The sequence below is a fragment of the Micromonospora sp. USAFONa4 genome, from assembly GCF_057197825.1.
Genome location: NZ_CM170072.1, coordinates 3,851,782 through 3,871,111 on the forward strand (window position 1 = coordinate 3,851,782; position 19,330 = coordinate 3,871,111).

Genomic DNA, 19,330 nt, shown 5'->3' on the forward strand with positions numbered 1-19,330 from the left:
CCCCCGGAGAGGAGAGAGACCGAGATGGCAGCGACGACACTTCAGGGCAAGCGGATCGCGTTCCTGGCCGCCGACGGCGTCGAGGAGGTCGAGTACGTCCAGCCCCGCGAGGCGGTGGAGCAGGCCGGCGCCACGGTGGAGCTGGTCTCACTCAAGCCCGGCACCATCCAGTCCTTCAACCACCTGGACCAGTCGAAGACGTACGACGTCGACGTGACCGCGGCCGACGCGGACGCGGCCGGCTACGACGCGCTGGTGCTGCCGGGCGGGGTGGCGAACCCGGACTTCCTGCGGGCCGACGCGGACGCGGTGCGCTTCGTCAGGGCGTTCTTCGACGCCGGCAAGCCGGTCGGGGTGATCTGCCACGGCCCGTGGACGCTCATCGAGGCGGACGTGGTGCGGGGCCGCCGGCTCACCTCCTGGCCCAGCCTGCGCACCGACCTGGCGAACGCCGGCGCGGACTGGGTCGACGAGCAGGTCGTCACGGACGGCGGCCTGGTCAGCAGCCGCAAGCCGGACGATCTGCCGGCCTTCTGCGCCAGGATCGTCGAAGAGTTCGCCGAGGGCCCGCACTCGTCCCGCTGACCGATCGTTGGTCGTGAGGTCGGTGGCCGCAGTGCCACCGGCCCCACGATCGACGAGGTGCCCTACGCTCCGCACGCATGTTTCGGGTGAGCGGGGAAAGGAGGCGGGATGACCACGGAAGCCCCGGCGCTCGGCGGGCGACAGATCCGGCTGCTGATGTTCGGCCTGATGACCGGCATGTTGTTGGCCGCGCTCGACCAGACCATCGTCGGCACCGCGCTGCCGACCATCGTCGGCGAGTTGGGCGGGATCAACCACTACTCGTGGGTGGTGACCGCGTACCTGCTGGCCTCCACGGCCTCGACGCCGCTCTACGGCAAGATGGCCGACCTGTACGGGCGACGCCCCGTCTTCCTCTTCTCCATCGGCACGTTCCTGCTCGGCTCGCTGCTGGCCGGCCTGTCGCAGGACATGACCCAGCTCATCGTCACCCGGGGGGTCCAGGGCCTCGGCGCCGGCGGCCTGATGACGCTCGCGTTCACCATCATCTCGGACGTGGTGTCGCCCCGGGAGCGCGGTCGCTACCAGGGCCTGTTCGGGGCGGTCTTCGGCCTCTCCTCGGTCGCCGGGCCGCTGGTCGGCGGATACTTCGCCGAGACCGACTGGCGGTGGATCTTCTACATCAACGTGCCGCTGGGGATCCTGGCGATCGTCGTGTGCTCCCGGGTGCTGCGGCTGATCCCGTTCACCAGGCGCGACCACTCGATCGACTGGCTCGGCGCGGCGCTGCTGGTCGCCGGGGTGAGCAGCCTGCTGCTCGCGCTGAGCTGGGGCGGCAACGAGTACGCCTGGGGCTCCGGGGTGATCATCGGCCTCTTCGTGGCGGGCGCGGTGCTCGGCGTGCTCTTCGTGCTCCAGGAGGCCCGGGTCGCCGAGCCGATCCTGCCGCTGCGGCTGTTCCGCAGCGCCACGTTCGCGCTGGCCAACTCGGCGGGCTTCGTGCTCGGCCTGGTGATGTTCGGCTCGATCATCTTCATCCCGCTCTACCTCCAGATCGTCCGGGGCGCCTCGCCCACCCGCAGCGGCCTGCTGATGCTGCCGATGATGGCCGGCATCATCGTCACCTCGGTGCTGACCGGCCGGGCGATGAGCCGGATCGGCCGGTACAAGTGGTTCCCGGTGTCCGGCGCGGCGGTGCTGCTGGTCGGCATGCTGCTGTTCACCCGGCTGGAGGTGGACACGTCGCTCTGGGTGGCCTTCGGCTACATGGTCGTGATCGGGATCGGGCTGGGGCTCTGCATGCAGTCGCTGATCCTGGCCGTGCAGAACTCCGTGTCGATGCGCGACCTGGGCGCCGGCACCTCGTCGGCGACGTTCTTCCGGTCGCTGGGCGGCTCGTTCGGCGTCGCCATCCTCGGCGCGGTGCTGTCGTCGCGGCTCACCTCGGAACTCGCGGACCGGCTGCCGGGCGCGATCGCCGTACTGCCCCCGGAGCAGCAGGCCGCCGTCGCGGCGAGCGGCGGGGCGGACGTCTCGGTCAACGATCCGGCGACCATCCTGGCGCTCCCCGCCCCGGTACGCGCGGCCGTCCAGGCGGCGTTCGTCGAGTCGCTGCACCTGGTCTTCCTGACCACCGGCCTGATCGCGATCGTGGCGGTGCTGGTCACCCTGGCGCTGCCGAACGAGAAGCTGCGCGGTGCGGGCCCGGGCGGCGGCGCCACGGGCGGCACGGACGGCCTCGGTGGCGAGGGCCCGGCGCCCGGCGGCAAGCCGCTGGACAGGGAGTCGAAGGAGGAGGCCGCCGCCGAGATGGAGGCGAAGAGCCAGACGATGCTCTGACCGGCCCGCCCCGGTCCCGGCCCCGGCTTCCGGGCGGGGCCCTGGCGGTCCCGATCTCGGTCTCGGCTCCCGTCCCGACCTGGGGCCCGAGCCGGGACCGGTCGGGGCCGGGGCGGCCCGCCTACTTGAGGATCAGCCGGTTGGTCTGCTCGAAGACGTCCAGGTCGGCGACGGTCTCGGCGACGCTCGCGGAGAGCGGGGCCGGCAGTTGCGCCCGGTGGAAGAAGCCCGCGTCGGTCGTCTCGTCGGTGACCCGGGTCAGCACGCCGTCCCACTCGTCGACCCGGAACGCGGTCGTGAAGATCTGGTACGTGTGGCCGTACATGTTGGTGTGGGTGCGGTCCGGGCCCGTGTAGAGGGCGAAGGCGCTGACCCGCAGCGCGCGCAGCCCGGTTTCCTCGCGGACCTCCCGGACGGCGCAGTCGGCGATGGACTCGCCCAGCTCCATCGCCCCGGCGGGCAGGGCCCACTGCCCGTTGTCGGAGCGCTGGATCAGCAGGAGGCGCCCCGCCTTGTCGCGGACCACGGCGCGGGCGCCGACGAACATCAGCGTCCGGTCACCGGCGAGCGCGCGTAGCTGTCCCACGTACGAATCGGCCCAGGAGATGCTCACCCGGACAATTTACGGTGCCGTTACGGTCTCGACCGGCATTCCAGGGTTCCCAACCTGTGACCGCCGACACTACTTTGTTACCCATGCGTAGCACGATGATGGACGCCCCCCTCCAGGTCTCCCGGATCCTCGGCCACGGCGCCACCGTGCACGGCACGGCGGAGGTCGTCACCTGGACGGGCGGCGAGCCGCGCCGGATGACGTACGCCGAGGTCGGGCGCATGGCGGCCCGGCTGGCCCACGCGCTGCGCGACGAGTGTGGTGTCACCGGCGACGAGCGGGTCGCCACCTTCATGTGGAACAACGCCGAGCACCTGGTGGCGTACTTCGCGGTGCCCAGCATGGGCGCGGTGCTGCACACCCTCAACCTCCGGCTCTTCCCCGACCAGGTCGCCTACATCGCCAACCACGCCGAGGACCGGGTGGTGCTTGTCGACTCGACGCTCATCCCGCTGCTGGCCCGGGTGATCGGCGAGCTGGGCACCGTGCGGCACGTGGTGGTCGTCGGCGGCGGCGACCCGGCCCCGCTCACGGCGGCGGCCGGCGACCGGATCGCCGTTCACCACTGGGACGCGCTGCTGGCCGACCGCCCGGACGTCTTCGACTGGCCCGAGGTGGACGAGCGCGACGCCGCCGCCCTCTGCTACACCTCGGGGACCACCGGCAACCCGAAGGGCGTGGCCTACTCGCACCGCTCGATCTACCTGCACTCCCTCCAGGTCTGCATGCCGGAGGGCTTCGGCCTCGGCCCGACCGACCGCGAGCTGGCCATCGTGCCGATGTTCCACGCGATGTCCTGGGGCCTGCCGTACGCGGCCTTCCTCTCGGGGGCGTCGCTGATCATGCCGGACCGGTTCCTCCAGGCCGCGCCGATCGCCGACATGATCGCCGCCGAGCGGCCCACCCTGGCCGGCGCGGTGCCGACCATCTGGACCGACCTGCTGGCCCACCTGGACGCCCACGACGTGGACAGTTCCTCGCTGCGGGAGGTGATCGTCGGGGGCTCGGCCTGCCCGCCGGCACTGATGCACGCGTTCGCCGAGCGGCACGGCATCGACGTCATCCACGCCTGGGGGATGACGGAGATGTCCCCGCTGGGCTCGGTCTCCCGGCCGCCGGCCGGCGCGACCGGTGAGGAGGCCTGGCGCTACCGCTACACGCAGGGCCGGGTGCCGGCCGGGGTCGAGGCCCGCATCGTCGGCCCGCTGGGCGAGCCGCTGCCCGCCGACGGGGCGTCGGTCGGCGAGCTGGAGGTCCGCGGGCCGTGGGTGACCGCGCGGTACGTCGGCGACGACGTGCCGGACGAGGAGAAGTTCCGCGACGGCTGGCTGCGTACGGGCGACGTCGGCACCCTCTCGCCGGACGGCTACATCACGCTCACCGACCGGGCCAAGGACGTCATCAAGTCCGGCGGCGAGTGGATCTCCTCGGTCGAGCTGGAGAACGCCCTGATGGCTCACCCTGCGGTGCTGGAGGCCTGCGTGGTGGGGGTGCCCGACGAGCGCTGGGGTGAGCGGCCGCTCGCCACCGTCGTGCTCCGCGAGGGGGCGTCGGCGACGGTCGAGGAGCTGCGGGAGTTCCTGGCCGGGTCGGTGGCCCGCTGGCAGTTGCCGGAACGCTGGGCCGTCATCGACGCGGTGCCGAAGACCAGCGTCGGTAAGTTCGACAAGAAGGTCGTCCGTTCCCGGTACGCCGGGGGCGAACTGAGTGTCCGGGAGCTGACCGCCCCGTAACGTTCTCAGGCGCATTGTCGCCTGTTGGGGTAGGGAACACTCCTGAACTCCCTCCCCAGGGGCGGCCCCGGCGTTCGCACCGCGCCGGGGCCGCCCGCTCCATGCGGGGTACCCGCACCGTCATTGTTGCGAAACTTGTTCGCCTCTGTGCCCACTACGGGGAAATCCGCCCAGCTCAGAGGGCTTTCGGCCGCCGGTCGTCACTCGTCCCCGCTGGTGGTGATCAGCACCTTCCCGACCACCGAGTTCTCGACCGCCTCGTGGGCCGCGACGGCCGCCGAGAGCGGGTGGCGGTGCAGCGGCAGGCCCGCGTCCTCGCCCACCCGGATCCCGCCCTGCGCCGCCGCGGCGGCCACGTCCACCACCGCCTGGGCCTTGGCTGCCTTCGGCTCGGTGTAGACGAGGACGAACTGGAACCGCGCGTTCGGCGCCAGCAACGGGCGGATCGGCAGGGTCACCTCGTCCCCGCCGTCGTCGGCGTAGACGCAGACCGCCCCGCCGCGCCGGAGCAGTTGGACGTCGGCGGCGGCGTTGCGCGCCGCGGAGACCTCGACGATGGTGTGCACCCCGTCGGGCGCGATCTTGCGGACCTCCTCGACCACGTCCTGCGTCCGGTAGTCGACCACGAAGGACGCGCCGGCCGCCGCCGCCAGCTGCGCCTTCTCCGGGCTGCTGACGGTCGCGACCACGCAGGCGTCCGCCCAGCGGGCGAGCTGGATGGCCGCGTTGCCCACCGCGCCCGCCCCGCCCTGCACGAGCACCGTGTGGTCGCTGAGCGCGCCCGCGTGCAGCCGGTCCGGCGTGTACTCGCCGGCCGTCAGGCAGCGGTGCGCGGTGAGGAAGGGGATGCCCAGGCAGGCGCCCAGCTCGAAGGAGGCGTCGCCGAGGGGCACCGCCTGCCGGACCGGCACCACCGTGTACTCGGCGGCCGTGCCCCACGGCCGCTGCCACGCGGCCTCCCACAGCCAGACCCGCTCGCCGATCAGATCCCGGTCGACGCCCTCGCCCACCGCCTCGATCACCCCCGCGCCGTCCTGCCCCGGCGTCTGCCAGTCACCCGGCATCGGCCCCTGCGAGCGGGACTTCCAGTCCGTCGGGTTCACCCCGGAGAACGCCACCCGCACCAGGACCTCGCCGGGGCCGGGCTCCGGCACCGGCCGGTCGAGAAGTTGCAGCACCGAGGCGTCACCGGTGCGCTCGTACACGATCGCCTTCATCCCCGTCTCCTCACCCGGCGGCCCCGGCCGGGGCGCCGTGGCTGCGGTACCCGGCGGATCCGCGCTCATGCCCGCGCCCGGCGGGTTGGGCCGGCGTTGGCTTCGGGGGTCGCCGCGTCAGGCGTGGCGTGTCGGCCCGGTGGGCCGCCTACCCGAGGCGGTCGACGGCCTGCGGGGTCAGCTCCCCGACCGCGCCCAGGAGCAGCGTCGCCAGGCGCTCGGCGTCCGGGTCCAGCGGGTACGCCCCGTGCGGCACCGCCACCACCGTCATCCGGGCGGCGGCGGCCGAGCGGACGCCGTTGGACGAGTCCTCCACGGCCACGCAGCGGGCCGGATCGACGCCCAGCCGCTCGGCGACCGCCAGGTAGACGTCGGGCGCCGGCTTGCCCCGCTCGGTCTCCTCGGTCGACAGCGTGGCGCCGAACGCCCCGGTCAGGTCCGTCGCGGCCAGCGCCGCCGCGATCAGCCGGGTCGGCGACGAGCTGGCCAGCCCCAGCGGCCACCGTCCGGCCAGCCTGCGCACGACCTGGTCGGCCCCGTCGATCAGCGGTACGCGCTCCGCGTACCGCCGGGTCATCTCCTCGATCACCTCGGCGGCGACCTGCTCGGGGCTGCGGTCGACGCCCAGCTCGCCGCTCAGGTAGCGGGCCCACTCGCCGGTGCTCATGCCCATCAGCCGACGCTGCGTGTCGGGCTGCCAGGTGCCGCCGTGCGCCGCGACGTACGCCCGCCGGACCTCCTCCCACACCGGCTCGGAGTCCACGATCACGCCGTCCAGGTCGAAGACCACCGCATCCGCCACGGACCCATCCTGCCCCATCTGCGGCGTCGGGGCCGGCGGGCGGGGGTCAGCTCCGCAGCGCGGGCAGGCCGATCGGGTTGCCCTCCGGGATGACGGTGTGGGCGGCGCGGGCGATCGGTTCGAGCAGCTCCCGCAGCCGCTCGGTGCGCTCCGGGCCCAGCGTCCGCCACGGGCGGGCGGCAGCGGCGTCGGTGGCGTCCTCGATCGCCTGGAACCGGGCGAGACCCTGCTCGGTCGGCTTCCCGTCCGGGGTGAGCCAGCCCCGCTCGGCCAGCCGGGCGCGGGCGGCGGCCCACTGCTCCTCCGACCAGCCGCGCCCGAGCAGGTTCAGCGGCGAGATGTCGACCGCGACCCGCCAGGCCAGCGTCTCCACCGGATCGAGGTCGGCCGCGACCAGGGCGGCGATGTGCCCGTCGCCGCGCTGCTCGCGCAGGGTGGTGGCGGCCTGCCAGAGCCGGGCCAGCGGGTACTCGCCGCGCGGCAGGGCGGCGTTGGCGGCGCCCAGCACCCGGCCGGCGGGCTCCGCCTCGGCGGCGGCGGCCTCCAGCAGCTCGGCCGCCTCGACGAGGTGCGACTCCGGCAGCTCGTAGGTCAGCTCGGCCAGCGCCTGCACGGCGCCCGTGAGCCGCGCCCGCAGCGCCTCCTGCGGGGTGGCCAGCCGCCAGACGGCCGGCAGCGCCCGCGCCACCGTGTGCGGGGCGAAGTTGAAGAACGCCGCCGTCACCGGGGCGGGCTCGGCGGCCCCCAGCGGCGCGGCCCGGCCGGCGAAGTAGCCGCGCCAGAAGCCCCGCAGCCCGACCGCCTCGAAGGCGGCCCGGGCGCGGGGGTGGAAGTAGGTGATCGCGTGGACCGGCTCGTAGTGGGTCCACAACACCCGGGCGGTCCGCCCCGCGTCGTCCAGCGCCGTCACGTGCACCTCCGCGTCCGGTCCGGTCATCACCCCGGACGGTCGGACCGCCCGGGGTGACGCTGAACCTACTGCCGGTGGCGGAGGGGCCGGAAGCCCTCTGTGGGCTACTGCATCAACGACGGGCGACATCCCGGGCGAACCGGGCCGCTATCGCGGGGCAACGGCCCGGTCACGGGGCCGACCGGGCCGGTGCGCGGGTCACTGGGCCGCGAGCACGTCCACGACGAAGCGCAGCGGGCCGGCGGGACGGCCACCGGGCGGGTTCGTGCCGTACGCCAGCTCGGCCGGAAGGTCGAGCTGCACGCGGCTGCCGACGGTCACCCCGACCAGGCCCTGGTCCCAGCCCGGGATTACCTGGCCGACGCCGATGGCGAAGGAGGCCGGCTGCCCGGCGTTCCACGACGAGTCGAACTCCTTGCCGTCCTTGTAGAAGACGCCGACGTAGTTCGTGGTGATCATCTGACCCTTCTTCACCGCCGGGCCGGTGCCCTTGATCAGCGGGGTCACGACGAGCTTCTTCAGCTCGCCCTCGCCGGCCGTGACCTTCGGCTTGGTGCCCAGGGCCGGGTCCGCCCCCTCCGGGAGCTGCGGGGCGGGGGGCGTGTCGGCGGCGGGGGCGCTGGCGGACGGGCCGGCCGAGGGGGCGCTGGCCGTCTGGTCCTTGTCGCCGTCGTTGTTGCGCCCGATCGTCACGAAGACGGTGATCAGCACCGCGACGACGGCGACCCCGGCGAGCCCGCCGGCCCAGGCCTGCCGGCGGCGCTTCGCCTCGGCCGCCTTCTGCGCGGCCAACTGGGCGGCCAGCCGCCGCTCCGACTTCTGGGACCGGTTCTGCGTACGCTCGCTCACGGCGTCGACTCCCTGCTGCGAAGGTGGTGGCCGGCATCGGAGTGCCGGGGGGAAAGCCGACGCACACGGTACCCGCCCGGCCGCCAACCGCGCCGCCTCGACCGGGGCCGCTCCCACCGCACGGGTCACGCCGGCCCCGGCACCACCATGAAGTCGGTCACGAACGAGGTGACCCGGCCGTCGGCGGTCCGCCCGATCCAGGTGCCGTAGCAGCCGTCGCCCCAGCCGGACCAGACCGTCACCACGTTGGCCCCGGTCGCCTCGTCGAGCACCGCGGCGACGTGCCCCGGCACCGGCCCGCCCGCGGGCTCGTCCGCGACGAAGACGTCCGACACCGCGTCCTCGCCCCACGCTTCCAGGGCGGCCAGCGCGGTGGGATCGGCCAGGGTGCCGATGCCGGTGTCCACCCCGTAGCCGAACCAACCGTCCGGCTTGAGGGCCGAGACGTCCTGGTCGCCGACCAGCGCCATCTCCCAGCGGGCCGTCGGCTCGTCGTGGACCACCAGTTCGAGGGCGGCCACCCGCCGGTCCGCCTCGGTGTCCTCGCCCCGCACCACCGCGATCCAGGCCCGGGCCGGGTAGCGACCGGGGGCCACCCCGACCGTGAACGGTTCGTCCTCGGGGCAGGCCACCGGGTCGCAGCCGACCACCCGCCCCGTCGGCAGCACGACGTCGCCCAGCGGGTGCACCTCCATGACGTACGTGGCGTGCTCGTCGGCGAAGCGGGCGCCGGGTGTCAGCAGCCGGTCCAGGTCGGGGGTGTACGGCATGGGGTTCCTCTCGCGGCGGGGGCCGGCGGAGCGTACCCGCGGCGATCCGCACCCGCGAGACCGCACCGCGCCGGCCGGCGGTTCAGCCCTCGAGATGCCGTGCCAGCGCCTGACGCAGGTGGTGCTTCGGGCGGGAGCCGACGATCGAGCCGACCACCTGCCCGTGGCGGAACATCAGGAGGGTGGGCAGGGACATCACGCCGTAGGTGCGGGTGGCCGTCGGGTTGGCGTCGGTGTCGATCGTGGCCACGACCAGCCGCCCGGCGAACTCCTCGGCGAGTTCGGCGAGGCTGCGGGAGATGGCCCGGCACGGCGGGCACCAGTCCGCCCAGAAGTCGACCACCACCGGCCGGTCGGCGGCGAGCACCACGGTGGCGAAGGTGTCGTCGGTGACGGCGGTCAGCGAGCCGCCCGGCGCAGTCTCGAGCATGTTTCCTCCCGTTGGGTGATGGCGTGGGCGAGTTGGTCGCGCAACTCCCGGCGGACCGCGTGCAGCCGGTCGATGCCGGCGTCGACCTCGGCCAGCTTGCGCCGCAGCACGGCCACCGAGTCGGGGCAGACGTGACCGGAGGCGTTGCCGGCCCGCAGGCAGGCGACGAACGGGCGGATGTCGTCAAGGCCGAAGCCCACCGCCAGCAGCGCCCGGATCTCGCGTACGACGTGCAGCTCCGCCTCGTCGTAGACCCGGTACCCGTTGGCCGAACGGGCCGCCCGGACCAGGCCGTGCGTCTCGTAGTAACGCAGGGCCCGGGTGCTCGTGCCGGCGCGCTCCGCCAGCTCACCGATCAGCATCCGACCCCCCCTCGTCCGACCCGACCGACGCTAGACCTTCCCACCGGCGTCAAGGCAACCTCAGATGTAAGGAAGGCACCTTGGCCAGGGGTCAGGCCGTCTTGCGGGCCGTCTTCTTCGCGGCGGCCTTCTTTGCGGCGGGCTTCTTCTCGCCCTCGGCGGCCTTCTTCGAGGCGGCCTTCTTGGCGGCGGCCTTCTTCGGCGCGGCCTTCTTCTCGGCGGCCTTCTTGGCCGGCGCCTTCGCCGCCTTCTTCTCGGCGGCCTTCTTCTGCGCCGAGCGGGCGGCCGAGATCGGGGTCGGCTCCCCGCCGCCGCCGGCCGGCGCCTCGCCCCGGGCGGACCGGGCGCGCTCGACGGACGCCTTCAGCGCCGCCATCAGGTCCACCGCCGCGGCCGGGGCCTCCTCGACCTCCTCCGGCTGGACCACCTCGCGACCCTCCACCTTGGCGTCGATGACCTCCTGCAGGGCCGCCCGGTAGTCGTCGGTGAAGGCGTCCGGCTCGAACTCGCCGGCCATCGAGTCGATCAGCGAGCTGGCCATCGCCAGCTCCGGCGGGCGGACCTTCAGGTCCTCGTCGAGGAAGCCGAAGTCGGGCTTCCGGATCTCGTCCGGCCAGAGCATCGTGTTGAGCAGCAGCACGCCCTCGCGGACCCGCAGCGTGGCGAGCTGCTCCCGCTGGCGCAGCGCCACCTTGACGATCGCCACCCGCTCCGAGTCGGCGAGCGCGTCGCGCAGCAGCACGTACGGCTTGGTGGCGGTGCCCTCCGGCTCCAGGAAGTACGCCTTGTTGTAGAGGATCGGGTCGACCTGCTCGGCCGGTACGAACTCCAGCACGTCGATCGCGCGCGAGCTGGACAGCGGCAGCTCGGCGAAGTCCTCGTCGGTGAGGATCACCATCTCGCCGCCGCCGATGTCGTAGCCCTTGGCGATGTCGTCGTAGGTGACCTCCTCGCCGCAGATCTGACAGGTGCGCTTGTAGCGGATGCGCCCGCCGTCCTCCCGGTGCACCTGGTGGAAGCGGATGTCCTTCTCCTCGGTGGCCGAGTAGAGCTTGACCCCGATGGAGACGAGCCCGAACGAGACGGCTCCCTTCCAGATGGCCCGCATCCTCGTGCTCCTCTCGCCGGTACAGCCAGGATCGCAAATGATCGAAGGCCACGCGAGCGCTTCGGTGCGCAAGTACAGTCGGGACGTGCCCGGCGCGCCGCTCAAGCCGATGCTCGCGATGACCGGGCAGCTCCCGGCGGGTGCCGGCTGGGCCTACGAGTTCAAGTGGGACGGCGTCCGCGCGCTCGCCGACATCTCCGGCGGCCGGCAGCACCTGTACGCCCGCAGCGGCGTGGAGATCACCGCCGCGTACCCCGAGCTCGCCACCCTGCACGAGCAGGCGGGCGACGCGCTGCTCGACGGCGAGGTGGTGCTGCTCGGCGAGACCGGCCAACCCTCGTTCACGGCCCTGGCGGAGCGGATGCACGTGCGCGACCGGAACAAGGCCGCCCGGCTGGCGGCGGTCGCCCCGGTGACGTACATGATCTTCGACCTGCTCCGGCTCGACGGCGAGGACCTGACCGGCCGGTCGTACGCCCGCCGGCGGGCGGCCCTGGACGGCCTGGCGCTCGGCGGCGCCCGGTGGGCGGTGTCGCCGCTCTTCGGCGACGGCCCGGCCACCTACGAGGCGGCCGGCGAGCACGGCCTGGAAGGGGTGATGGCCAAGCGGGTCGACTCGGTCTACCGGCCGGGCGTGCGCTCGCCGGACTGGGTGAAGGTCAAGCTGGAGGTCACCGGCGACTTCGTGGTCGGCGGCTGGCGGCCCGGGGCGCGCCGGATCGGCGGCCTGCTGGTCGGGGTGCCGCGCCCGGACGGGCGGCTCACCTACCGGGGGCGCGTCGGCGGCGGCATCGGCGCGGCCATCGAGCGGGAACTGCTCCGCGAGCTGGAGCCGCTGCGCGCCGGCGCGTCGCCGTTCGCGGGGGACGTGCCGCGCGAGGATGCCCGGGGCGCGATCTGGGTAACACCCCTGGTCGTGGTGGAGGTGAAGTACGGCCAGCGCACCCCGGACGGGCGACTGCGGTTCCCCCGGGTGCTCCGGCTGCGGCCCGACAAACCCGCCGAGGAGGTCGACGATGCCGGCTGAGCGGTTCAAGGTGGACGTGGAGGGGCGCGCGCTGGAGCTGTCCAACCTGGACAAGGTGCTCTATCCCGAGGCCGGGTTCACCAAGGGCGAGGTGATCGACTACTACACCCGGATCGCGCCGGTGCTCCTGCCGCACCTGGCCGACCGGGCGCTCACCCGGATCCGCTTCCCCAACGGGGTCACCGGCGGCTCCTTCTTCGAGAAGAACGCCCCGGCCGCCACCCCCGGCTGGGTACGCACCGAGACGCTGCCCGCGCCCGGGTCCAGCAAGGGCCGGGACACCATCGACTACGTGGTCGCCGACGACCTGCCCACCCTGGTCTGGCTGGCCAACCTCGCCGCGCTGGAGCTGCACACGCCGCAGTGGAAGGTCGGCGAGCACCCCGACATGATGGTCGTCGACCTCGATCCGGGGCCGCCGGCGGCGCTGCGCCAGTGCTGCCAGGTGGCGCTGCTGATGCGCGACCGGCTCGCCGAGGACGGCATCGACAGCTATCCGAAGACCTCGGGCAAGAAGGGCATGCAGCTCTGCTGCCCGATCGCCGGCAGCCAGTCCTCCGACCACGTGTCCGACTACGCGAAGCGGATCGCGCAGGAACTGGAGCGGGCGCACCCGAAGCTGGTCGTGTCGAAGATGGCGAAGAACCTGCGGCCGGGCAAGGTCTTCATCGACTGGAGCCAGAACAACGCCGCCAAGACGACCGTGTCCCCGTACTCGCTGCGGGCGCAGTCCGTGCCGTCGGTCTCCACCCCGCTGACCTGGGACGAGGTCGAGGCGGGTGCGGCGGGGAGGCGGCCGGCGACGAAGCCGTACACGGCGGGGGAGGTGCTCAAGCGGGTGGAGAAGCAGGGCGACCTGCTGGCCCCGCTGCTCGACGGCGGCCCCGAACTGCCCGCCCGCTGACTGCGGGGCACCTGACCACGTCCGCCGGCTCCCGACGCCGGCGAGCAGGCGTCTCCGACGACTACCGCATCGACCGCCATGATTTTGGCTGTTAGTATCCGACGACATTCGCGTCCGGCGTGAAAGAAATCTCAGCCGAGGTCGGCGCGCGTCCAGTCGGAGGATCGCCCATGAAACGGCTCATCGCCCGCCTCCTGGCCCTCGCGTGCGTCCTGCCGCTGCTGGCCCTGCCGGCGCAGCCCGCCGCCGCCTCGACACTGTTCCGCGGCCAGCTGAACGGGGGCGCCGACCCCACCATGACCTACTTCAACGGCGCCTACTTCCTGTCCACCACGCTCGGCGACCGGATCGGCATCTGGACCTCCCCGACGCTGGCGGGCCTGGCCACCGCGCCCGAGCGGACGGTGTGGCGGGACCCGGACCCGAGCCGCAACAAGCAGGTCTGGGCCCCCTCGATCCACCGCTTCGTCCGGCCCGAGGGACCCCGCTGGTACATCTACTACACCGCCAGCGACGGCGTCGACGCCAACCACCGCAACTACGTCATCGAGTCCGAGGGCGACAACCCGCTCGGCCCGTACCACTTCAAGGGGCGGATCGCCGACTACGGCGAGTACGCCATCGACGGCGAGCCGGTGACGCACAACGGCCGGTCGTACTTCGCCTGGACGGGCCCCGGCCGGGGGATGGGCGGGCCGGCGCAGCTCTACCTGCGGCTCATGACGTCGCCGTGGACCACCACCGGCAACCGCGTCGCGCTGCCGGCCGACGGCGGCTGCCACGAGGTACGCGAGGGGCCGACCGGCCTGCGCGGCCCGGGGCGGCTCTTCCTCGTCTACTCCGCCTGCGACACCGGCAAGCCGGACTACCAGCTGTGGATGAAGTCCATCGCGGACGGCGCGGACCCGCTGGTGGTGTCGAACTGGCGCCAGCACCCCGGACCGGTCTTCTCCCGCAACGACGCGGCCGGCGTCTTCGGCCCCGGGCACAACGGCTTCTTCCGCTCGCCCGACGGCACCCAGGACTGGATCGTCTACCACGGCAAGACCAGCTCGGCGTACACCTACGACGGCCGCACCACGCGCGCCCAACCGGTCGTCTGGAACGCCGACGGCACGCCGAACTTCGGCCGTCCGGTCTCCCTGAGCACGCCGCAGGTGCCGCCCTCCGGGGACCCGTGGGCCAGCCAGGAACCGGGCGCGTCGCGCGGGTACGTCTCCGGCGAGCAGCGGCACCACTTCGAGCGCGCCCCCGACGGCATGCTCTCGCACTGGTGGCGGGAGCCGGCCGACGGCTCGATCCACCGCGACACCTGGGGCGGTCCGATCGCGGGCCGGCCGACGGGCTACCCGGTCGGCGGCGAACAGCACGTCTTCGCCCGTACCCCCGAGGGGAACCTGCGGCACTGGTGGTGGGCCCCGGGCGGCAGCGTCCGCCAGGAGGACTGGGGCGCGGGCCTGGCCGGCGACCCGACCGGCATGCTCTACCTGAACGGGCAGAAGCACGTGTTCGGCCGCGGCACCGACGGCAGGCTGCACCACTGGTGGCAGGAGCTCGACGGCACGGTCCGCCGGGACGTCTGGCACGGCGGCGACGTGGTCGGCAACCCGGTCGCGTACGCGTTCCACGACGAGCAGCACGTCTTCGCGCGCGGCAGCGACAACACCCTGCGCCACTGGGTCTGGTACCCGAAGATCGCGAACAACCTGCCCAGGCTGGACGACTGGGGCGGTGTCGGGAAGGTCCACTCGGACCCGACCGGCTTCGCCTTCGGCGACCAGCAGCACGTCTTCTACCGGGCCGCCGACGGCAGCATCGAGCACCGCTTCTACTCCCACGACCTGGACCGGGTCTTCACCGACAACTGGGGCGGCAACGTCGTCGGCACGCCCTGGGCCATCCGGCAGGGCCAGACGCAGCAGGTGTTCGCCCGCTCCGCCGACGGCACGCTGTGGCGCATGTCGTGGCGACCGGGCGGCACGGTGACCACCGACAGCGGCGGCACCGGCGCCACCACCGACCCGGTGGCGCTGGCCTGGCGCGACGAGACCCACGTCTACACCCGGGGCGCCGACGGGACGCTCGTCGACCGGCACTGGCAGCCGGCCGGCGGCGCGGTCCCCACGTCGTGGGGCGGCCAGGTCGCCCCCTGAGCCGCGCGGCGGCGTCACCCCGGCCGGCCGGTGCGGCCCGGGTGACGCCGCGCCGCATCGGGTGGGCCCGCGCTCGGCGGCGTCGCCCGGCCGCCGAGGCGATCGGTCAGGCGGCCGGCCAGGTGGTGTACGAGATCCGCGCGTTCAGGTTGGCCGGCACGCCCAGCCAGGTGTAGCAGTTGACCGAGACGACGGTGTCCGCCCCGGACGGGGACCACCCGGCCAGTACGCAGTAGCCGCGCGGCGGACGCTGGAGACTGGTCACGAACGAGTTCACGAAGGCGGTGCCGTAACCGGTGCCCGTGCCGGCGAAGCGCGCCTGGTAGCGGCCGGTGCCGAGCACCGTGCCCGTCGTGCCGCCGAAGCCCGGGATCGTCGAGTTGTAGCTCTCGCCGCCGATCCAGGTGCCACTGACGTTCTCACCGTGGAACACGCCGCTGGCGAAGCGCGGCCCGAACGCGCGGCCCAGGAGGTCCACCCGGGAGCCGTACGTGACCACGAAGCGGGCGTCCACCGGCATGCCGGCGGCGTTCGCGCAGTGGACCACCCACCCGTCCGGCGGATCGAGCTGGCAGTGCACTGCGGTGCCGCCCAGCGCGGTCACGTGCGCCAACGGGAAGATCGCTCCGCCCTCGCTGGGCGGGTTCGGGTTCATCAGGAAGCGGTACCGGCCCTTGTCGAGGCGCTCGTAGGCGACCGTCCCCCCGGTCGAGTCGTACCGGTAGGCGGCGGGCAGCGTGCGTACGCCGGTCGGCTGCGCCTGGTCGGTGACGAACCACGCCAGCCGGCCCCGGCCGACCTGCCGGACGTTCGTGAAGGTGGCCACGAAGCGGCTGTCCGCCGGGCTGCCGGTCGCGGCGAAGCAGCGCACCTGGATCAACAGGTCCGGGGCGCCGATGGGGCTGCGGTACCAGCTCGCCACCGTGCAGAGAACCGGCCCGCCCCCGTACGCCACCGCGTGGGCCACCCCGCCGCTGGTCGCCGCCCCCTCCAGCGCCACCGTGTACGCCCCGGTGCCGGTCCGCCGCACCACGACGTCGCCGTCGCCGGAGTGGGCGCTGTAGCCGCCGGTGATGCGGTACTCGGTCGTGGTCGGGGCGTGCGCCCAGACCGTGGCGGTGACCGTGGGGTCGGGATCCGGCAGCGGGTCCGCCACGGCGGGCACCGGCCGGGCCAGCGCCGCCCCGGCGAGCAGTACGGCCAGCGCCACGGTGCCCCGCAGCGTCCCGCCCCGCCGGGTCCGGGGCACACGTTCGTCTGTCTGCATGACGCAGCCTCCCTGGGCCTCGGCGGACCGTCCGCGCCACGAGTGTGGCAACGCCGGTCAATGCCCGAACCGGTGCGGCGGCGCCGCCTGCCCGAACCACCGCGCCCAGGAGTGTGACGTCCGGTGTGGTGCCAGTGCCCGCGCGGTGCCCCTGGGTGTCCGCGCGGGTGCCCGGAACCGCGCATCGGTGCCCTACCGGCCCGTAGCCCGTTGAGTAGGCTGACCGCAGCCTGCCGAGGAGTGCGACATGAACATGACCGATGCCCTCGTCCGGGAGCCGCTGACCGGGGGCCGGGCGGCGGAGGTGGACCGGCCGCTGCTCACCTACCTCGACGACGCGACCGGTGAGCGGGTCGACCTGACCGCGACGGAGCTGGGCGGCTGGGCGGCGCGGGCCGCCGGGCTGCTGCGCGAGGGCTGCGGGCTGGGCGTCGGTGACCGGGCGGCCGTGCTGCTCCCGGCGCACTGGCAGAGCGCCGCCGTGCTGCTGGGCGCCTGGTCGGCCGGGGTGGCGGTGTCCTTCCGGCCCCGGGCGACCGCCGGCCTGCCGCCGGTCGAGCCGGGCTCCGACGAGCCGTACGACGCCGTCTTCGTCAGCGCCGAGCGGCTCGACGACTGGCTGGAGGACGTGCCCGAGGCGCGGCACCGCTTCGTCCTCGGCCTCGGCGTCACCCCGCGCGCCCCGGCCCCCGAGGAATACCGGGACTGGCTGGCCGAGGTGGGCCGGCACACCGACGCGCTGCCCGCGTCCGCCCCGCTGACCAGCGCCGACGCGGCCAGCCCCGACGGTACGAGCTACCGCGAGTGGGGCAGCGTCGCGCTGGCCGTCGCCGAGCGGCTCGACCTGCGGGCAGGCGACCGGCTGCTGGTCGACGTCGCCGAGCACGAACAGCCCGTGTACTGGTTGCTGGCGCCGCTGGCCGTCGGCGCGTCGGTGGTGCTCTGCGCCAACCTGGATCCGGCCCGGTCGGACGCCCGGATCGCCGCCGAGCAGATCACCCGGGTGCTCTGATGGCCGGGATCTACACCGAGGCGAGCATGTCGCTGGACGGCTACATCGCCGGCCCGGGCGAGAGCGGCTTCGACCACCTCTTCCACTGGTACGGCAACGGCGACGTCGCCACCGCCACCGCCAAGCCGGAGATGACGTTCCGCACCTCGCAGGCGAGTGCCGGGCACCTGCGGCACACCCTGGACGACACCGGCGCCCTGGTCGTCGGCCGGCGGCTGTTCGACCTGGTGGACGCCTGGGACGGCCGGCACCCCATGGACAAGCCCGTCGTGGTCGTCACCCACCACGTGCCGGACGGCTGGCCCCGGCCGGGCGCGCCGTTCACCTTCGTCACCGAGGGCGTGGAGGCCGCCGTCGCGCAGGCCAGGGAGCTGGCCGGCGACCGTTGGGTCGCGGTCAACGGCGGCAGCGTCGCCCGCCAGTGCCTGGCGGCCGGGTTGCTCGACGAGATCCGGGTCAACCTGGTGCCGGTGCTGCTCGGCGACGGCGTGCCGTTCTTCGACCACGTCCGCGACGCCCCCGTCGAGCTGTCCGACCCGACGGTCGTCGAGGGCGACCGGGTCACCCACCTCTACTACCGGGTCCGCCGACAGTAACCGTCCGAAAGGACGAAACGAGCCTCTTCCGGTACGCCCCGAACAGGCGCGGCGCGGGCCGCGGAACGCCCCGCGCGCCTTCGATCAGCGCTCCCCGACCCCGTGGCGTTACAGGGAGAACAGGCTCTTTCCGCAGGTCTGTTGCATGCGCGATCGACGTGGTCTCATACCGGGGAGACGACGTCATCGACCCTGGTCATGACAACCCCGCGTCGACTTCGCACCGCCTCCGTACTCCTGAAAGGTGCACCGATGCACAGGAGACCCATCTTCCGACTCGCGGTCCTCACCGCCACCGCCGCGACGCTCCTGGCGTCCGGCGGCGCCTACGGCGCGGTGTCGGCGGCGCCCGTGCCCGTCTCCCCGGGCGCGGCCGAGTGCGAGCCGGACGCCCACGGGCACGGCGCGGCCCGGCTCGCCGAGGGCGCCACGGCCAAGGAGCCGGAGCTCTACGCCAAGAACGAGGCGAACGCCTACGGCGTCATCAAGGACGCCCCGCGCCTGGCCAACGGCAGCGTCACCGTGCCGACGGTCTTCCACATGATCTCCGACCACCCGCTCACCGCAGCCGAGACGACCAGGTGGAACACCCTGATCGCGGCCCAGATGAAGGTGCTCAACGACTCGTTCGCGGGCCGTACCGCCGCCAACGCCTCGGACACGCCGTTCCGGTTCGACCTCGTCGACACGACGTGGACGGTGAACAGCGACTGGTACACCGTCGTGCCGGGCAAGAACGAGCGCGACATGAAGAAGGCGCTGTACACCGGCGACTCCGAGACCCTCAACGTGTACGCGGCCAACATCGGCGACGGGCTCCTCGGCTGGGCGTACTTCCCGAAGGGCTACAACAACGGCCGCGACTACATCGACGGCGTGGTCATGCTCGACGAGTCGATGCCGGGCGGCACGGCCGGCAAGTACGCCCTCGGCGACACGCTGACGCACGAGGTCGGGCACTGGCTGATGCTGGAGCACACCTTCGCGCACGGCTGCTCCGCCTCCGGCGACTTCGTCGCGGACACCCCGCGCGAGGCGGCGCCGCAGTTCAACTGCCCCGTGGGCGCGGACACCTGCACCGCACCCGGGCTGGACCCGATCCACAACTTCATGGACTACACGCAGGACTCCTGCATGAACATGTTCACCCCGGGTCAGGCGGACCGGATGAGCGACGCCTGGGTCGCGTTCCGGGCCGGCGGCGCCGGCTGAC

At 73.4% G+C, this 19,330-nt stretch carries 18 protein-coding genes and 1 pseudogene; 9 read left to right on the plus strand and 10 right to left on the minus strand.

Features of this window, described 5'->3' with window-relative positions; genetic code table 11:
• Positions 1-24: 24 nt before the first annotated feature.
• Entirely contained in the window at positions 25-585 is a 561-nt protein-coding gene (locus AC0OO9_RS16990; protein ID WP_484511086.1) for a type 1 glutamine amidotransferase domain-containing protein, read from the plus strand.
• 108 nt (positions 586-693) lie between these two features.
• Positions 694-2,364 carry an MDR family MFS transporter gene (locus tag AC0OO9_RS16995; RefSeq protein WP_484511087.1) on the plus strand — a complete coding sequence of 557 codons (1,671 nt, stop codon included), beginning with the start codon at positions 694-696 and terminating at the stop codon, positions 2,362-2,364.
• A 121-nt stretch (positions 2,365-2,485) separates the two neighbouring features.
• Here AC0OO9_RS16995 and AC0OO9_RS17000 read toward each other — a convergent pair whose 3' ends face one another.
• Entirely contained in the window at positions 2,486-2,977 is a 492-nt protein-coding gene (locus AC0OO9_RS17000) for an NUDIX domain-containing protein (RefSeq protein WP_421456968.1), read from the minus strand.
• Between the two features lie 83 nt (positions 2,978-3,060).
• Here AC0OO9_RS17000 and AC0OO9_RS17005 point away from each other — a divergent pair, with 83 nt between their 5' ends.
• On the plus strand, positions 3,061-4,710 hold the full coding sequence (locus tag AC0OO9_RS17005) for a fatty acid--CoA ligase (protein WP_484511088.1): 1,650 nt from the start codon (positions 3,061-3,063) through the stop codon (positions 4,708-4,710).
• 200 nt (positions 4,711-4,910) lie between these two features.
• On the opposite strand, the gene AC0OO9_RS17010 is transcribed toward AC0OO9_RS17005, so the two are convergent.
• The 8 genes and pseudogenes from AC0OO9_RS17010 to ku all read right to left on the minus strand — a co-directional run bounded on the left by AC0OO9_RS17010 (position 4,911) and on the right by ku (position 11,158).
• A complete protein-coding gene (locus AC0OO9_RS17010; protein ID WP_484511089.1) occupies positions 4,911-5,927 on the minus strand; it encodes an NADPH:quinone reductase in 1,017 nt (338 codons plus the stop codon).
• A 148-nt stretch (positions 5,928-6,075) separates the two neighbouring features.
• Positions 6,076-6,747, minus strand: a complete 672-nt coding sequence (locus tag AC0OO9_RS17015) for an HAD family hydrolase (protein WP_484511090.1) — start codon at positions 6,745-6,747, stop codon at positions 6,076-6,078.
• Positions 6,748-6,775: 28 nt separating this feature from the next.
• On the minus strand, positions 6,776-7,666 hold the full coding sequence (locus AC0OO9_RS17020; protein ID WP_484511091.1) for an SCO6745 family protein: 891 nt from the start codon (positions 7,664-7,666) through the stop codon (positions 6,776-6,778).
• A 171-nt stretch (positions 7,667-7,837) separates the two neighbouring features.
• Positions 7,838-8,525: pseudogene (locus AC0OO9_RS17025) on the minus strand (FKBP-type peptidyl-prolyl cis-trans isomerase).
• An 88-nt stretch (positions 8,526-8,613) separates the two neighbouring features.
• Complete coding sequence (locus AC0OO9_RS17030; RefSeq protein WP_484511092.1) at positions 8,614-9,258, minus strand: DUF4241 domain-containing protein; 645 nt, start codon at positions 9,256-9,258, stop codon at positions 8,614-8,616.
• An 82-nt stretch (positions 9,259-9,340) separates the two neighbouring features.
• Positions 9,341-9,688: a thioredoxin gene (gene trxA, locus AC0OO9_RS17035; protein ID WP_484511093.1), complete on the minus strand. Its 348-nt coding sequence runs from the start codon at positions 9,686-9,688 to the stop codon at positions 9,341-9,343.
• A complete protein-coding gene (locus AC0OO9_RS17040; protein ID WP_484511094.1) occupies positions 9,658-10,050 on the minus strand; it encodes a MerR family transcriptional regulator in 393 nt (130 codons plus the stop codon). The genes trxA and AC0OO9_RS17040 overlap by 31 nt, the downstream gene beginning before the upstream one ends.
• A 91-nt stretch (positions 10,051-10,141) precedes the next feature.
• Positions 10,142-11,158, minus strand: coding sequence for a non-homologous end joining protein Ku (gene ku, locus AC0OO9_RS17045; RefSeq protein ID WP_484511095.1), 1,017 nt, complete (start codon positions 11,156-11,158; stop codon positions 10,142-10,144).
• A gap of 85 nt (positions 11,159-11,243) precedes the next feature.
• On the opposite strand from ku, the gene ligD (AC0OO9_RS17050) reads away from it, so the two are divergent.
• From ligD (AC0OO9_RS17050) to AC0OO9_RS17060, 3 genes are all read left to right on the plus strand, one after another.
• The gene (gene ligD / locus AC0OO9_RS17050) at positions 11,244-12,185 is read left to right on the plus strand and encodes a non-homologous end-joining DNA ligase (protein ID WP_357576827.1); all 942 of its coding nucleotides are present in this window, start codon (positions 11,244-11,246) and stop codon (positions 12,183-12,185) included.
• A complete protein-coding gene (ligD, locus tag AC0OO9_RS17055) occupies positions 12,175-13,089 on the plus strand; it encodes a non-homologous end-joining DNA ligase (protein ID WP_484511096.1) in 915 nt (304 codons plus the stop codon). The genes ligD (AC0OO9_RS17050) and ligD (AC0OO9_RS17055) overlap by 11 nt, the downstream gene beginning before the upstream one ends.
• A 170-nt stretch (positions 13,090-13,259) precedes the next feature.
• Positions 13,260-15,242 carry a family 43 glycosylhydrolase gene (locus AC0OO9_RS17060; RefSeq protein ID WP_484511097.1) on the plus strand — a complete coding sequence of 661 codons (1,983 nt, stop codon included), beginning with the start codon at positions 13,260-13,262 and terminating at the stop codon, positions 15,240-15,242.
• Between the two features lie 106 nt (positions 15,243-15,348).
• Here AC0OO9_RS17060 and AC0OO9_RS17065 read toward each other — a convergent pair whose 3' ends face one another.
• Positions 15,349-16,509 (minus strand): hypothetical protein, encoded by a 1,161-nt coding sequence (locus AC0OO9_RS17065; RefSeq protein ID WP_484511098.1) that lies wholly within the window; start codon positions 16,507-16,509, stop codon positions 15,349-15,351.
• 247 nt (positions 16,510-16,756) lie between these two features.
• Between AC0OO9_RS17065 and AC0OO9_RS17070 the strand changes: the two genes are divergently transcribed.
• The 3 genes from AC0OO9_RS17070 to AC0OO9_RS17080 all read left to right on the plus strand — a co-directional run bounded on the left by AC0OO9_RS17070 (position 16,757) and on the right by AC0OO9_RS17080 (position 19,329).
• Entirely contained in the window at positions 16,757-17,521 is a 765-nt protein-coding gene (locus AC0OO9_RS17070) for a TIGR03089 family protein (protein WP_484511099.1), read from the plus strand.
• Positions 17,521-18,117, plus strand: coding sequence for a dihydrofolate reductase family protein (locus tag AC0OO9_RS17075; protein WP_484511100.1), 597 nt, complete (start codon positions 17,521-17,523; stop codon positions 18,115-18,117). Before AC0OO9_RS17070 ends, AC0OO9_RS17075 begins: the two co-directional genes overlap by 1 nt.
• A 252-nt stretch (positions 18,118-18,369) precedes the next feature.
• Positions 18,370-19,329, plus strand: coding sequence for a zinc metalloprotease (locus AC0OO9_RS17080; RefSeq protein WP_484511101.1), 960 nt, complete (start codon positions 18,370-18,372; stop codon positions 19,327-19,329).
• The last annotated feature ends 1 nt before the right edge of the window (position 19,330 follow it).